This is a genomic window from Cedecea davisae DSM 4568 (genome assembly GCF_000412335.2).
Taxonomy (GTDB): Bacteria; Pseudomonadota; Gammaproteobacteria; order Enterobacterales; family Enterobacteriaceae; genus Cedecea; species Cedecea davisae.
Map to the genome: position 1 here is coordinate 1,185,056 of NZ_KE161030.1, position 14,429 is coordinate 1,199,484.

The window sequence follows — 14,429 nt, forward strand, 5'->3', positions numbered from 1 at the left end:
CTTTATCTTGTCTGACAGTTAAAGTCTAGTTCCCCTGCGGGCAGGTAATGACGGAAAAAATTGATGGACTTGTGCTTATTTTTTGAACGATAAAACTTGACCAAAAGCTGACAAAAAAGCCACAAATAAGTGGCTGATTTATCGTGTTTTTAGCGGGCGTCCGGGCGGATCAGATCGAAACGCAGCGATTCGTCTATGGTGTAATAGGCCGAGGGGCCACCAGCCCGCAGTATCGGTTTTGCCAAAGCGGTCTGGTAAACGCCGTCGATAAGCAACTCTTCATCTATATGCACGGCAACCACTTCGCCCAATACCAGCCAGCTGTTCAGCTCGTCGCCATCGGCGGCGGTCAGGCGAATGCATTGAGAGAGGCGGCATTCGAAGTTAACCGGGCTTTCGGCCACCAGACAGGCTTTAACCTTTTTCCCGGCAACCGGCGTTAAGCCTGCCCGCTGGAACTCATCCTCGCCTCTGGGCAGCGTGGCGGAGGTTTCATTCATCTGTTCGGCAAGGGGGCGGGTCGCCAGGTTCCAGACGAATTCTTTGGTGTCGAGAATGTTTTGCACGCTATCTTTCCAGCCGCTGCTGGCGAAACCAATTATCGGTGGGCGATAATTGAAGCAGTTAAAGAAGCTGTAGGGCGCAAGATTGCGCTGCCCCTGCGGATTGTAAGAGGCTATCCAGCCGATAGGGCGAGGGCCGATGATGGCGTTCAGCGGATCGTGCCCTAAGCCGTGGCCCTCTGAAGGTTCGTAGTAGTAACGTTTTTTACTCATAGCGCACCTGAATTCGTGTTGGAAGAGCCAAATCGCCGGGGATGTATTTACCCGGCGCGGAGAGCAGAGTATCTTACGCGCCCACACAAGGAGAAGCCCCGATGAAAACCCCAGCCGCAACTAAACCCGGTTTACACCCGCGTAACCGCCACCGCAACCGGTATGACTTTGCCGCTTTAACCGAAAGCAGCCCGGCGCTGGCGGCGTTTTTGCGTCAGGGGCCGCACGGCGACACCACGGTAGATTTTGCCGACCCGCTGGCGGTTAAGGCGCTTAACCAGGCGCTGTTGGCCCACTTCTACCAAATTAAGCAGTGGGATATTCCCGAAGGTTTTCTCTGCCCGCCGGTTCCGGGGCGCGCGGATTATATACATCATTTAGCGGATTTACTGGCTGAGAGCAACGGCGGCGTGGTGCCGACTCAGGCTACGGTGCTGGATGTTGGCGTGGGTGCCAACTGCATCTATCCGCTGATTGGGCAGCACGAATACGGCTGGCGCTTTACCGGCTCGGAGCTTGATGAGGACGCGCTGCGTGGCGCAATGCAAATTCTTGAGGCGAACCCTGGCCTTAACCGCATGATCCGTCTGCGCCGCCAGAAAAATGCCGACAATATTTTAGACGGCATCATCCACAAGAACGAAACCTACGATGCGACGCTTTGTAATCCGCCTTTCCATGATTCGGCACAGGCAGCCCGCAGCGGCAGCGAACGCAAACGCCGTAATCTGGGCCAGGATGCAGGAGCTGCGCTCAACTTCGGCGGCCGCGAGCAGGAGCTGTGGTGCGAAGGCGGTGAAGTCGCGTTCGTCAGCAAAATGATCAAAGAGAGCAAGGCTTTTGGCCGCCAGGTGCTGTGGTTCACTTCTCTGGTTTCTAAAGGCGAGAACCTGCCCGCGTTGTACCGCGTGATGCAGGAAACCGGGGTGGTGAAAGTGGTGAAAAAAGAGATGGCGCAGGGCCAGAAGCAGAGCCGCTTCATCGCCTGGAGCTTTATGGATGACGCCCAGCGGGCCCGCTGGGCGAAAAACCGCGGTAAATAATTAAACCGTGGGGTTAGCGGGCGGCAGCGTTTCCATCGCCGTTGCCGCCTGAGCCGTATCGGTGCCCGGCTGGATAACCTGCACGCTTTGCACCGGCGGTCTTATCCCGGCCGCATCGAAGTGTTTTTTTACCATCCCGTCCAGGGCGTAGCGCACCGTCCACTGCTTTAACGGCAGCGTGGTGAAGGTGACCCGGACGGTAAAGGCCTGGTTGGTGAGCCCCACAATTCCTGAGAAAGTGGGTTCCCCGATGACCAGCATGCGAGTCTCTTCTTTGCCCATTAGCTCTTCCACTGCCTCTCCCAGAATGCGGTTAACCTTATCCACATCTTCCCGCCTGTCGACGTCATAATTGGCGACAAATGAGCCTATCCCCCGCACGAAGTTCGCAAAGGTGGTTATCGAAGACCACGGAATAATGTGGTAAGCCCCGGTGTCCTGGCGTACGCCAACCGAGCGGATGGACATTTTTTCAACTGTGCCGGTAATCGCGCCGATGGTGACGTAATCCCCGTTATTCATGCCGTTCTCGAACTGGATAAACACCCCGGTGATAATATCTTTCACCAGCGTCTGGGAGCCGAAGCTGATAGCCAGACCCAGCGCCCCGGCCCCGGCCAGCAGTGGCGCAATGTTTACGCCGACTTCCGAAAGCAGGATCATGATTGTGATGGTGCTGATAATAACCGCAAGCGCGTTACGAAATAGCGTCAGCAATGTTCGGGTACGCGCGCTCGGCAGGGGGCGACCATGAATATCTGAGGTGAGCCGGTTCTCAATCAGGCTTGCCAGCAGCGTCCAGCCGACCGCCGAAAAGAACAGGATCAGCAGAATGCGGATCAGGATATCGACGGCTTTCTCTCCGGCACCGTGGGCCAGCCATTGCCAGACGTCGAACAGGCCCCAGGCATCCAGCAGCAGCATCACGGCGACGCATACGGTAAGAATGCGCGCCAGCTTCAGCGTGGCGGAGATCCAGCCGTTCAGGCGCTTTTGCAGCTCAGGATAGCTGCGCTGTACTTCCGGGGAGAGCGTGATGGTTTTGGCTATCCAGCGCGAGAGCATGCCGGAAATAAATGCCGCCACGCCGATAATCGTCAGGCTGTGCAGCGTGGCGCCCATCATAAATTTCAGGCTGTTGCCGGGATCGAACAGCGACAGGAAAAATAGCGCCACAAAATAGGCCGAAGCAAGCCAGTGCCAGATCAGCGCAAAGGCGCGAATAAACAGGCTGAAAAAGGCCATCGACCGGTCGGCAAGGTGAATCAGGCTCTGCTGGATAGGGCGCTTATTGTGAAAAATCAGATACTGCGCCCAGAGGGTTATCAGCAGCATCACGATGATATTTATGGTGGCGCTGGCCTGCGGGTTGACCTGGCTTGCGGTAATTGGCACGGCCACCATCAAACCATAGCCGATAAAAGTGCTCAACCAGGCAAGCCGCACGCTCCAGTAGCGGGCGGTCTGGTCGCTGATGGGAAAGGGGCGCAGGGCCGGAAAGCGGGGGCTGAAAATGAGCCGCAGTACGGCCCTGAAGAACTCTATTAGCCCAAAGGCATTAAGAAACAGCCCCTGCTGGCGGGCAATAGTCGGATTGCCAGCGTTCATTTTGTCGCTGAGCATTTGGCCAACGAACAGCGTGAGCGCCAGCAGAACGATATCTACCGCAAAGGCCGCGAGGATGGCTAACGGCAGGTGAAGCCAGCTGGCACGATCCCGATTTTTTTTTCGCCCCCAGTCGCCCATTTTTGCCCACAGCGGCGTAACGCAGGCGCGCAGCAGAAAATAGAACACAAAGACGGCACAGGCCAGCAGCGCAAAATGGCTCAGCGCATTGAAGAAAGTCTGCTGGTTAAAGGCTTTCCTCGGTGCGCTGGTGATGCTCTGATGCAGCTGTTCGAAGCGTTCGACCAGTTCACCGCCGTAGCGGCGGCTGACGTCGGTGACGTTCTCAAGAACCGTTTTATCGCTGGCAAGCTTATCGGGCGGGGTAATGGCGGGAACGGTTCGGGAGGCATCGTCGGCGGCAACTTTGCGCAACTGATCGATCAATTCCGTGCGCGATTGTGGGTTCTCCAGCACGTCGGCAAGCGCTGCGTAAGCTTTTTTCTTCTGTTCAACGGTGGGTTCTGCAGGGGCAGAGTGACTGGTTTGAGTGGTCGCCGCAGCAACCGCTCCTGGCAGGGTAACAGCGTGGCCTGGCAGTGTTATCAGGCTAATAAGCAGTAGCAAGATCCCTCGCACGACGCTCCTCCGGGCTGAAAATTTCGGGCAAAGGAGTAAGTATAGTGGGCTGGGCGAGAGTGAATAAAAAAGCGGGATTTTTCCGGGGAGTGCAGGGCGGCAGGCCGGAGCCGCCGCCCTGAAAGGTGATTATGCGACGTGCTGCAAGAACTCGCGCAGGCGCGGGCTTGGCGGGTTGTCGATAAGCTCCTGAGGGTTACCGTCTTCCGCCACGCGACCTTTATCGATAAAGATCAGGCGGGAGGCCACTTTGGCGGCAAAGCCGACTTCGTGGGTCACGATAACCATGGTCATGCCTTCTTCTGCCAGATCCTGCATAACCTTCAATACTTCGTGGCGCAGTTCCGGGTCGAGAGCAGAGGTTGGCTCATCAAACAGCATCATCTTCGGCTTAACCGCCAGCGCACGGGCGATTGCCACGCGCTGCTGCTGGCCGCCGGAAAGCTCGGACGGATAGTGATGAGCACGCTCGGCCAGGCCCACTTTAGCTAACAGTTCTTTTGCCAGCTTTTCGGCCGCGTCTTTCTTCATGCCGCGCACGCGAATCGGGCCAAAAGCGACGTTTTCCAGCGCCGTCAGGTGCGGGAACAGGTAGAACTGCTGGAACACCATACCGGCTTCCTGGCGGATCAGCCGGTCATCAACTTTTGGATCGTTAACTTTCAGGCCGTCAACAATCAGGTCGCCGCTGGTAATCTCTTCCAGCTTGTTGATGCAGCGCAGCAGGGTGGATTTGCCGGAGCCGCTTGGCCCGATAATAACCACCACTTCACCCTGTTTGATGTTCAGGTCGATATTGTGCAGCACCTGGGTTTGGCCGAAGTGCTTGGATACGTTTTTAAATTCAATCACAGGATTTTCATCCTTCTTTCAAGGCGACGCAGCACGAAGCTCAGCACCAGAGTAATAATCAGATAGAAGACCGCAACGGCGCTCCAAATCTCCAGCGCGCGGAAGTTACCGGCGATAATTTCCTGACCCTGACGAGTCAGCTCTGCTACACCGATAACGATGAACAGCGAGGTGTCCTTAATGCTGATGATCCACTGGTTACCCAGCGGCGGCAGCATACGGCGCAGCGCCAGCGGCATAATAACGTGGCGAATGGTTTCACGCTTAGACAGGCCGAGCGCCAGGCCAGCTTCCTGGAAACCTTTATGAATAGAGAGCACCGCGCCGCGGGTAATTTCCGCGATATAGGCTCCGGAGTTGATCATGATGGTGACGACCGCCGCGCTGAACGGATCGATGCGCAGATCGTTAAAGGCCATCGGCAGGGCGAAGTAAATAAACATGACCTGCACAACGATTGGCGTGCCGCGAATCACTTCGATGAAAACCAGCGCTACGTGGTTAGCAATCCAACCGCCGTAAGTACGGGCAAAGCCCGCCACTAAACCAATTACTAAACCGCCGCAAAGCCCCAGGATTGAAATCCATAGGGTCATCTTAGCGCCTTCAAACAAGATGGGAATTGCAGGCCAAATGGCGCTCCAGTCAAACTGCATGATGTGTTCCTGTTGTCTACCGTGGTTTCTCCCCCTGGCCTGAGGGACAGGGGAATTTAATAATAAGAGGGGCGAAAGGCGCCCCTCAGGTATTACGTTAAAGCCTTAGAATTATTATTTTGGCTCGGTGCCGAACCATTTTTTGTAGATTTCGTTGTACTGGCCGTTCTCTTTCAGGGTTTTCAGCGCGCCGTTGATTTTGGTACGCAGTTCGTCGCTGCCTTTCGGCAGAGCGATACCGTATTGCTGCGCTTCCAGAGACTCGCCTACCGCTTTGAACTGACCGTTACCGGCGGTTTTGATGAAGTAAAGAATGTTTGGTGTGTCGTGCAGTACCGCGTCGGCGCGGTTAGTGCCCAGTTCCATGTAGGCGTTATCGATGTTCGGGAACTGACGCAGATCTTTAGTTTTGATGTTCGCTTTCGCGTAATCAACGGAACCTGTACCGCCTTTCACCGCGACGATTTTACCGTCCAGGTCTTTCACGCTTTTAATGTCGTTGTTGTTAGCTTTAACCATGACCAGCAGGCCGCTTTTGTAGTAGCCGTCGGAGAAATCGATTGCTTTCTCACGCTCAGGGGTGATGGTGATACCGGCCAGCGCGACGTCAACGTTTTTGGTTTGCAGCGCAGGGATGATGCCGCTGAAGTCCATTGGCTTCAGGGTGTAGTCCAGCTTCAGCTCTTTAGCGATGGCCTGCCACAGATCCACATCGAAGCCGACATATTTGTCGCCTTGCTTGAATTCAAAAGGAACGAATGCGGTATCGGTCGCAACGACCAGTTTTTTGTCAGCGGCATGGGAAGATACTGCAAAAGCGAGGGTGAGTGCAGCCAGTGAAACTTTCAAAATCGACTTCATAGCATTTCCTTTGTTAATCCACGGGGCGATCCCCTGCGTAAGCGGCGACTCATGAAAGAATCGTGCCAGATTTGCAACTTACTGTTTTGCAAGGATGTGATTTTTTAACATTGCATATTGAGCGTTGCAAGCCGGTCATAACGCACCGTTATGGTGCTCCATTTTGGTGCGAAAATTCGGCGAACAGGGTGGGGGTTAGTTTTACCGCGAAATCAGTGGACAAAACAATCACTCATTAACGATTGTGTGAGGTGATTATTACATTTGATTAACTTAAGGCTATGAATTGAGCAATGGTCTGCGCTGTTTTGGTGCAACATCCTTCCCCGGGCGGGGAAGGATTCATAGGAAATTTATATGTCTTACTCGATGTTAGACTCGATAAACCACAGGAATTTGTCCAGATCGCGTGAAGCGGCGGTCAGAATATCTGCGGTATCTTCGTCTTTAGCTTCGCCCACGGCTTTACGGACGTCGTTGGCGACGATGGCATAGCGGTCGGCCAGCTCTTTCAGATGCTCCTGGACGGTGTGAATGTCCAGCGGATAGCTTTTCAGAGGCGTTTTGCTGTTAATAACCTGAGTGGTCCCCAGTGCTACGCCGCCCAGCTGTACCGCGCGTTCTGCCATGGTGTCGAGATGCTCGGTCAATGCAGTACGGAAGCCGTCCAGCATTTCATGGACCGCAATAAAGTTAGCACCGCGCATGTTCCAGTGAGCCTGTTTGGTAATCAGCGACAAGTCGATGAACTGGACGACCTGGCGATTCAGCAGCTCAATGGTGGCTTTTTTCTCGCTGTCTTTCACATCATTGCGGGTATATAGCAGGTTTGTAGATTTAGTTTTTACCAGTTTAGCGGTACTCATAATCTTTCATCCTCTTGATGTTGGTGTCCCAATGAATTACCGGGAATAAGTATAGCACCGCTTTTAAATTTTGCGGGTTGAGAGAATACCTATCAAACCAATAGCAAAGAGAAGGTGGAAAAGATAAATGCATTGTGAAACAGATGGTTATCTGTACATTAAAACTTATGTCAGAAAACATGAATAAATATGACAGCGGAAAGAAAATAATTCTTATTGAGTATTACATATTGCAATAAATATAGTGCTGACGGCTGTCTTAGCATTTAATGCGATGAATTATCACCGCATTAAATGAAGGGGCGTGGGTTAATTGATATCAACTTCTTTAATCTGAGTTTCACGCTTCATGGTCAGCGTGGAACCGGCGGACGCGGCGATGATACAAAGCAGGGCCAGCCACTGGATAAGCGTGAGGTGCTCGCCGAGGAACAGCATCCCGGACAGTGCCGCAAGGCCCGGCTCAAGGCTCATTAACGTCCCAAAGGTACGTGTGGGCAGCCGCGTCAGGGCAATCATCTCCAGAGAGTAGGGCAGCGCGGTGGACAGCACGGCAATCGCCAGCCCTATCGGCAGCAGCGACCATTGCAGTAGCGAGCCGCTCGCCTCCCAGACGCCGAGCGGCACGAAGATAACCGCCGCAATCAGCGAACCAAAAGCTACCGTTGCCGGGCCGTGCTCCGCCCCGGCTTTTTGCCCGGTAATAATGTAAACCGCCCAGCAGGCCCCCGCGCCCAGCGCAAAGGCGGCCCCGGTGAGGTCAACCTGCGAGATATCCTGGCCGAGAGGCAGCAGGAACCACAGGCCCGCCACCGCCAGCACGACCCAGATAAAGTCTACCGCTCGCCTCGAACCAAAGAGGGCAACGGCCAGCGGCCCGGTAAATTCCAGCGCCACGGCGATACCCAGCGGCACGGTGCGCAGGGAAACATAAAACAGATAATTCATGCTGCCCAGGGCCAGGCCGTAAAACAGCAGGGGTAAGCGCTGCTCAGGCTTAAAGCGCAGGCGCCACGGCTTAAATATGACCACCAGAATGAGCGTACCGAGCAGCAGGCGCAGGGCGGTAACCCCCTGAGGCCCGATAGCCGGGAACAGCGACTTAGCCAGCGAAGCGCCGCTTTGAATTGAAGTCATGGCAATAAGCAGCACCACGATGGGTAACCAGCGCGGCATGTTACGGGGAGTTTGCGGCATCCTGCATCCTGTCAGTTTTTGTCTGCATTTAGTCAATAAAGTAAAAGTTCGCCCAGTCTAATGGATTAACTTATGGCTGGTTGATAATTCATTAAGAAAATTTCTCATCACCTGGAGTAGGATCTTCGCAGTTTTTGTCAATTTACGTCAGAAATAAATTCAGAATTATCTGAATGACGATGTTGTTAAAGGGGTTAATATTTGCCGCTGGAGTGCATAATTCCCCTGATATTTTAGCGAGTTAACATGTAGTGGAAATGTTATGTTACATGAAAAGGTTCGTTAGACAACACAATTGGCGAAGAGTTTCTGTCATGGTTTTGTTATATTTAAAACTTAGGACTTACTTGAAGCACATTTGAGGTGGATATTATGAAAAAAATTGCATGTCTTTCAGCACTGGCCTGTGTTCTGGCCGTTTCCGTAGGTACCGCATCTGCAACTAGCACCGTAACCGGTGGTTATGCGCAGAGCGATATGCAGGGCGTTGCGAACAAAGCTGGCGGTTTCAACCTGAAATACCGTTACGAAAATGATACCCCGCTGGGCTACATCGGCTCCTTCACCTACACCCAGAAAAGCGATACCTCTTCTGACGGTATCTACACTAAAGGCCAGTACTACGGTATCACCGCTGGTCCTGCTTACCGCATCAACGACTGGGCAAGCATCTACGGTGTTGTAGGTGTTGGCTACGGTAAATTCCAGGCGACCGAATACCCAGCTGCTCACGATTCCGTTAGCGACTACGGCTTCTCTTACGGCGCAGGCCTGCAGTTCAACCCTATCGAAAACGTTGCTCTGGACTTCTCCTACGAGCAGAGCCGTATTCGTAGCGTTGACGTTGGCACCTGGATCGCTGGCGTAGGCTACCGTTTCTAATATCCCCCTCAGGGATAGAAATAAAAAATCCGCCCCTGTGGCGGATTTTTTTTATCTGTCATTCGCTGACCCGCTTACCGCGTTCTGGTCTCAAAAACATCCGTCTGCAGGTGAGTATAGTCCACTTTCTTCAGCCTGAAGTTGGTGATGTACGTCGGCCCGGCTTTTTGCTCGGAAATAAACTTGTACTTCGGCGTCAATTCTTTTGCCTTAATCCCGGTCCACGCTGAGAAGAAGTTCAGGAAATCATTGGCGCTGCGGCGCGCTTTAATAAGCCTGTGGCTGGTGTCATCGCTGGACACCACCATAAAGGGCACCTGGAAGTTTTGCTGGAACTTGTCGTCATGGGCCAGATATTGCACGTCGGTACCGCGCTCTTTAAACGCCAGGCCGTGGTCAGAGAAATAAACCATAGAGAAGGTGTTGCCGGTGTTTTGCAATTGCAGGTAGAGCTGCTTTAGCAGGTCGTCGGTCTGCGTCATGCTGTAGATGTAGCAGGAGGTTTCTTTTGACTGCACAAAGTCTTTGTATTTGCCCTGAGTACGGTCGCAGGCCTGAGGATGCGAGCCCATCAGATGCAGGACTATCAGCTGCGGGGTGTTACGCTGAGTGGCGAATACCTGTGCGGTCATCTTTAACAGCGCTTCATCACGGGTGTTTTTGTCCGCTTCAAAGTCACCGCTTTTCAGGAATTGCACTTCGTCGGCACGCTTCGCAATGCTGGCGATGGCCGTGTCGTACTCGCCTATCTGCCCCTGGTTTGAGAACCACCAGGTCTGGAAACCTGCGCGGTTAGCCAGCGTCACAAAGTTATCCTGATATTGAGGCTTGTCATCCACCACGCGATTCAGCGTCAGCCCCAGCGATTTTTGCGTGGAGCCGCTGGCGGAGACGTAATCCATAAAAATATTACCTTTAACCTGGCTGGCGAAAGGGGTGTTATCCCAGTGGCCGCCAAATGCGCCCAGGGCGTCACGGCGGGCGCTTTCACCAATCACTACTACATAAGTGTGATATTTGGGCTGTACCGCCAGGACATTCCAGGAGTCCTTCTGCTGCGAAAGCTCCTTCATCCGGGATTGCTCGTCGAGCACTTCCTTGTTATTTACCACCACGTCTTTAACAAAACGCACCACCGGGTAGCCGGTATCTTTAAATTTAAAGACGCCGCCGTAGGCGAGGTTTGTTACCGGGGCGACAAAAAAGCTCACGAGGCTGATAGCCAGACATACGCTATCGAAATGACGCCACGCGCGTTTTTCTTCACGCCTGCGGCGCACGGCCAGCACGCCCAGCGCCAGAATAAACAGCGACACCACATAGCTGTACCACGGGAAGATGGTCATTATCTCCGTGGACTCTTCGAAATTGGTTGAGTGCAATGCCAGCAGGGTATTGAAATTTGGCGCGCCGTAGGCCTGGCCAAACGGGAAATACATTGCCGCAACCAGGCTGCAAACTGCCAGCAGGGCTTTTTGTACGCGAGGAGCAGCCCGCCAAAGCAATAGCAGGACGCAGCTAAAAGCCACGGCATAAAGCAGGCTGAATTCGTAGCCGAGTGCAAAATTAATCAACAGGGATTGTAGAAAATAAAAGCCAGTCCACGGATTCAGAGCGATTCCGCGAGCAGTCAGGGTATCTTTAACTGTTACATTCATCTTTATTATGGTCTTGCAAAACGCCATGCGGTGACCCTGGCGATAAGGGTAGAGCCTGCCTGACAGACGGAAACGAAGGGGAATAGCACCGCATCTGCGAGCCGCTTCATGTGCAGGGCTGCAAGAAGATAGAGCCGTAAGATAAGAATATCAACTGATAACGGGCAGCTGTTTTGCGAGACGGATTGCAAATCCGACAAATGATGGGGTTAAAGCCGGGCCTGACGGGCCGCTAAGAGGGATTTTGGATAATGATTGTTACAAAAAGATGACCATTAGCGAAAAAAATAAGGGCAGAAACAGGCAGGGCGACTGCCTGAAATTACTGCTTTTCTTCGCCCTGCTGGGGTTTGCCTGAAACCCAATCACAAATCATGTTCAACAGCATTAAGCGTACCTGGAAAGGGGAGTGAGTAAACACGTTGATGCACCTCTTGAATTCGTTCATAGCGTCCTCCTGTTAGCCAAACGGTCGTTTATCCATAAACAAACCTGACTGCATTACATACAGGTATAGCACAGGCTATATTTTATAGCCATGGCTATTTCGTTAAATTTTTGTGGATAGCCAATGCTGGTTTACAATAAAGCCTTCCGTCGTCAGATGACGACGCCGCGCCACTGGAAGAGGAAGCACTATGAGCCGTCGGGTAGGGCAAAAGAACAGCGAAAAAGTGACGCCATTACCGAATATTGAAGAGCATGTCGAAGGCTTCAGGCAGGTGCGTGAGGCGCACCGCAGGGAATTAATTGATGATTATGTTGAGCTGATTTCTGATTTGATTCACGAGGTGGGCGAGGTTCGCCAGGTGGACATGGCCGCACGTCTTGGGGTTTCCCAGCCGACGGTAGCCAAGATGCTTAAACGCCTGGCCTCGGTTGGCCTGATCGAGCAAATTCCGTGGCGTGGGGTATTTTTAACGCCGGAAGGTGAAAAGCTGGCTCAGCAGAGCCGCGAGCGCCATCAAATCGTCGAGAATTTCTTTCTCGCTCTGGGCATCAGCCCGGAAACCGCACGTATTGACGCTGAAGGGGTAGAGCACCACGTTAGCGAAGAGACGCTGGAGGCATTTCGTAAGTTCAGCGCAGAGCGGGGTCTCGGCTGATAATGCTCATTCGCCTTGCGCGGCCTTTCCTGCGCGATCGTTTCCTGCATTTATTACTGTTGATCGGCATCGCCCTTAGCCTGGCGGTGCCGTTCCGTCCTGCTCTTTGGCCTGCCGCCATCGACTGGCACACCATTATTACCCTAACCGGCCTGATGATGCTGACCAAAGGCGTCGAGCTAAGCGGCTACTTTGATGTGCTTGGGCGCCGGATGGTGGCGCGCTTTGCCAACGAGCGGCAGCTGGCGCTGTTTATGGTCAGCGCTGCGGCACTGCTTTCTACCTTTCTGACCAATGATGTGGCGCTGTTTATCATCGTGCCGCTGACTATCACGCTGAAAAAACTCTGTTCGATTCCGGCAAGTCGGCTGATTATTTTTGAGGCGCTCGCGGTGAACGCCGGTTCGCTGCTGACGCCAATCGGCAACCCACAAAATATTTTGCTGTGGGGGCGCTCCGGGCTTTCGTTCGCCGCATTCAGCTGGCAGATGGCTCCCCTGGCGCTGGCGATGATGTTAAGCCTGCTGGTGCTGGCGTGGTTCTGTTTTAAAGCCAAATCGCTGCATTACCATAATGATGCAGGCGACGGTGGCTGGCAGCCAAAGCTGGTTTACTCCAGCCTCGGCTTTTATATCGTTTTTATCGTCGCGCTGGAGATGCAACTGGAATTATGGGGGCTGGGGCTCGTCGCCGTTGGTTTCCTGGTGCTGGCGCGTCGCGTGCTGCTGAGCATTGACTGGAGCCTGCTCGCGGTTTTTGTGGTGATGTTTATCGACGTTCACCTCGTTACTCAGCTTCCGGCGTTGCAGCATTCGCTTCACGACGTAGCTCAGCTTTCTTCACCCGGTTTATATACGCTTGGCATCGTGCTGTCGCAGTTTATCAGCAACGTCCCGGCAACCATCTTGTTGCTCAACTATGTTCCTGCCTCGCTGTTGCTGGCTTTTGCAGTGAATATCGGCGGCTTTGGCCTGCTGCCCGGCTCGCTGGCGAACCTTATCGCGCTGCGCATGGCGAACGATCGCCGGATCTGGTGGCGCTTCCATCTCTACTCCCTGCCGATGCTGCTGTGGGCGGCGCTGGTGGGATACGGTTTATTACGGATATTGGTATGAACTGATTCAGGCAGAAACAGGCAAGGAATGAGCAGAAATCCCCCATTCCACAAAGTGGCGCTGCGCGTATAACTGTCAGTCCGCGCTTTTCCTTCCTGAAACCCTGAACACGAGGTACCGCTATGCGTTATAAAACATTAGGTAACACCGGCCTGTTTGTTTCAGAACTTTGCCTGGGCACCATGACCTTCGGCGGAGAAGACGGCATCTGGGGAAAAATCGGCCAGCTGGAGCAGGGCGAGGCCGACAAGCTCGTTGGCCGCGCGCTGGATGCCGGGATTAACTTTATCGACACCGCCAACGTCTATTCCGGCGGTCGCTCGGAGATAATCACCGGACAGGCGCTGAAAAACCTGAAGGTACCGCGTGAAAACGTCGTTGTGGCAACAAAGGTCTTCGGCGAAACCGGCACTGCCGGGCCTAACTCCCGAGGCTCATCGCGTTTTCATATTCTCAACAGCGTAAAAGAGAGCCTGCGGCGGTTGCAGCTCGATTATATCGATCTTTATCAACTGCACGGTTTTGACCCGGCAACGCCAATTGAAGAAACCCTTCGTGCTCTGGACTCGCTGGTACAGCAGGGGCTCGTTCGCTATATCGGCGTCTCTAACTGGGCGGCATGGCAGATAATGAAGGCGCTGGGCATCTCAGAACGCCTAGGGCTGGCGCGTTTTGCTTCTTTACAGGCCTACTACACGATAGCCGGGCGCGACCTGGAGCGTGAACTGGTGCCGATGATGCAGAGCGAAGGCGTCGGGCTGATGGTCTGGAGCCCGCTGGCGGGTGGCCTGCTGAGCGGTAAATATGACCGCGACGGTAAAGCCGAAAGCGGCAGCCGCCGCCTGGCGTTCGACTTCCCTCCGGTCAATAAAGACAGAGCGTTTGACTGCGTAGACGTGATGCGAGAGATAGCAGAGTCTAAAGGGGTTTCCGTGGCCCAGATTGCGCTGGCGTGGCTGCTGCATCAGCAGGCTGTTACCACCGTTATTATCGGCGCGAAGCGTGTTGAGCAGCTTGATGACAATGTTGCCGCCACCGGGATTCGCTTTAGCGAGGAAGATCTACAGCGGTTGAATGAGGTCAGCGAGCTGCCGCGCGAATATCCGGGCTGGATGCTGGAACGCCAGGGTGAATATCGCCGGGAGCAGCTTAAGAATCAGTAAAGAAGGATCC

Annotated in this window: 14 protein-coding genes; 5 read left to right on the top strand and 9 right to left on the bottom strand. The window is 53.8% G+C overall.

Going from position 1 to position 14,429, the window contains the following annotated elements; all coding sequences use genetic code 11:
* Positions 1–149: 149 nt before the first annotated feature.
* Positions 150–776, bottom strand: a complete 627-nt coding sequence (locus HMPREF0201_RS05630) for a flavin reductase family protein (RefSeq protein WP_016535536.1) — start codon at positions 774–776, stop codon at positions 150–152.
* A 101-nt stretch (positions 777–877) separates the two neighbouring features.
* Here HMPREF0201_RS05630 and rlmF point away from each other — a divergent pair, with 101 nt between their 5' ends.
* Positions 878–1,819 (top strand): 23S rRNA (adenine(1618)-N(6))-methyltransferase RlmF, encoded by a 942-nt coding sequence (rlmF, locus tag HMPREF0201_RS05635; RefSeq protein WP_039898025.1) that lies wholly within the window; start codon positions 878–880, stop codon positions 1,817–1,819.
* Here rlmF and ybiO read toward each other — a convergent pair whose 3' ends face one another.
* From ybiO to rhtA, 6 genes are all read right to left on the bottom strand, one after another.
* Entirely contained in the window at positions 1,820–4,063 is a 2,244-nt protein-coding gene (gene ybiO, locus HMPREF0201_RS05640; protein ID WP_016535538.1) for a mechanosensitive channel protein, read from the bottom strand.
* 129 nt (positions 4,064–4,192) lie between these two features.
* A complete protein-coding gene (gene glnQ / locus HMPREF0201_RS05645; protein WP_008461025.1) occupies positions 4,193–4,915 on the bottom strand; it encodes a glutamine ABC transporter ATP-binding protein GlnQ in 723 nt (240 codons plus the stop codon).
* Positions 4,912–5,571 carry a glutamine ABC transporter permease GlnP gene (gene glnP, locus HMPREF0201_RS05650; protein ID WP_016535539.1) on the bottom strand — a complete coding sequence of 220 codons (660 nt, stop codon included), beginning with the start codon at positions 5,569–5,571 and terminating at the stop codon, positions 4,912–4,914. The genes glnQ and glnP overlap by 4 nt, the downstream gene beginning before the upstream one ends.
* Positions 5,572–5,685: 114 nt before the next feature.
* Positions 5,686–6,432: a glutamine ABC transporter substrate-binding protein GlnH gene (glnH, locus tag HMPREF0201_RS05655; protein ID WP_016535540.1), complete on the bottom strand. Its 747-nt coding sequence runs from the start codon at positions 6,430–6,432 to the stop codon at positions 5,686–5,688.
* 362 nt (positions 6,433–6,794) lie between these two features.
* Positions 6,795–7,298 carry a DNA starvation/stationary phase protection protein Dps gene (gene dps / locus HMPREF0201_RS05660; protein ID WP_016535541.1) on the bottom strand — a complete coding sequence of 168 codons (504 nt, stop codon included), beginning with the start codon at positions 7,296–7,298 and terminating at the stop codon, positions 6,795–6,797.
* Positions 7,299–7,607: 309 nt separating this feature from the next.
* Positions 7,608–8,495 carry a threonine/homoserine exporter RhtA gene (gene rhtA, locus HMPREF0201_RS05665; RefSeq protein ID WP_039898026.1) on the bottom strand — a complete coding sequence of 296 codons (888 nt, stop codon included), beginning with the start codon at positions 8,493–8,495 and terminating at the stop codon, positions 7,608–7,610.
* Between the two features lie 372 nt (positions 8,496–8,867).
* On the opposite strand from rhtA, the gene ompX reads away from it, so the two are divergent.
* Positions 8,868–9,377, top strand: a complete 510-nt coding sequence (gene ompX / locus HMPREF0201_RS05670; protein WP_016535544.1) for an outer membrane protein OmpX — start codon at positions 8,868–8,870, stop codon at positions 9,375–9,377.
* Positions 9,378–9,451: 74 nt separating this feature from the next.
* Here the strand turns inward: ompX and HMPREF0201_RS05675 are convergent, their stop codons facing one another.
* Positions 9,452–11,035 carry a phosphoethanolamine transferase family protein gene (locus HMPREF0201_RS05675; RefSeq protein ID WP_039898027.1) on the bottom strand — a complete coding sequence of 528 codons (1,584 nt, stop codon included), beginning with the start codon at positions 11,033–11,035 and terminating at the stop codon, positions 9,452–9,454.
* A 322-nt stretch (positions 11,036–11,357) separates the two neighbouring features.
* Complete coding sequence (gene mntS / locus HMPREF0201_RS05680) at positions 11,358–11,483, bottom strand: manganase accumulation protein MntS (protein WP_016535546.1); 126 nt, start codon at positions 11,481–11,483, stop codon at positions 11,358–11,360.
* Between the two features lie 190 nt (positions 11,484–11,673).
* Here mntS and mntR point away from each other — a divergent pair, with 190 nt between their 5' ends.
* The 3 genes from mntR to HMPREF0201_RS05695 all read left to right on the top strand — a co-directional run bounded on the left by mntR (position 11,674) and on the right by HMPREF0201_RS05695 (position 14,419).
* The gene (gene mntR, locus HMPREF0201_RS05685) at positions 11,674–12,141 is read left to right on the top strand and encodes a manganese-binding transcriptional regulator MntR (RefSeq protein WP_016535547.1); all 468 of its coding nucleotides are present in this window, start codon (positions 11,674–11,676) and stop codon (positions 12,139–12,141) included.
* 2 nt (positions 12,142–12,143) lie between these two features.
* The gene (locus HMPREF0201_RS05690) at positions 12,144–13,256 is read left to right on the top strand and encodes an SLC13 family permease (RefSeq protein ID WP_016535548.1); all 1,113 of its coding nucleotides are present in this window, start codon (positions 12,144–12,146) and stop codon (positions 13,254–13,256) included.
* Between the two features lie 122 nt (positions 13,257–13,378).
* On the top strand, positions 13,379–14,419 hold the full coding sequence (locus tag HMPREF0201_RS05695; RefSeq protein WP_016535549.1) for an aldo/keto reductase: 1,041 nt from the start codon (positions 13,379–13,381) through the stop codon (positions 14,417–14,419).
* Positions 14,420–14,429: the final 10 nt, after the last annotated feature.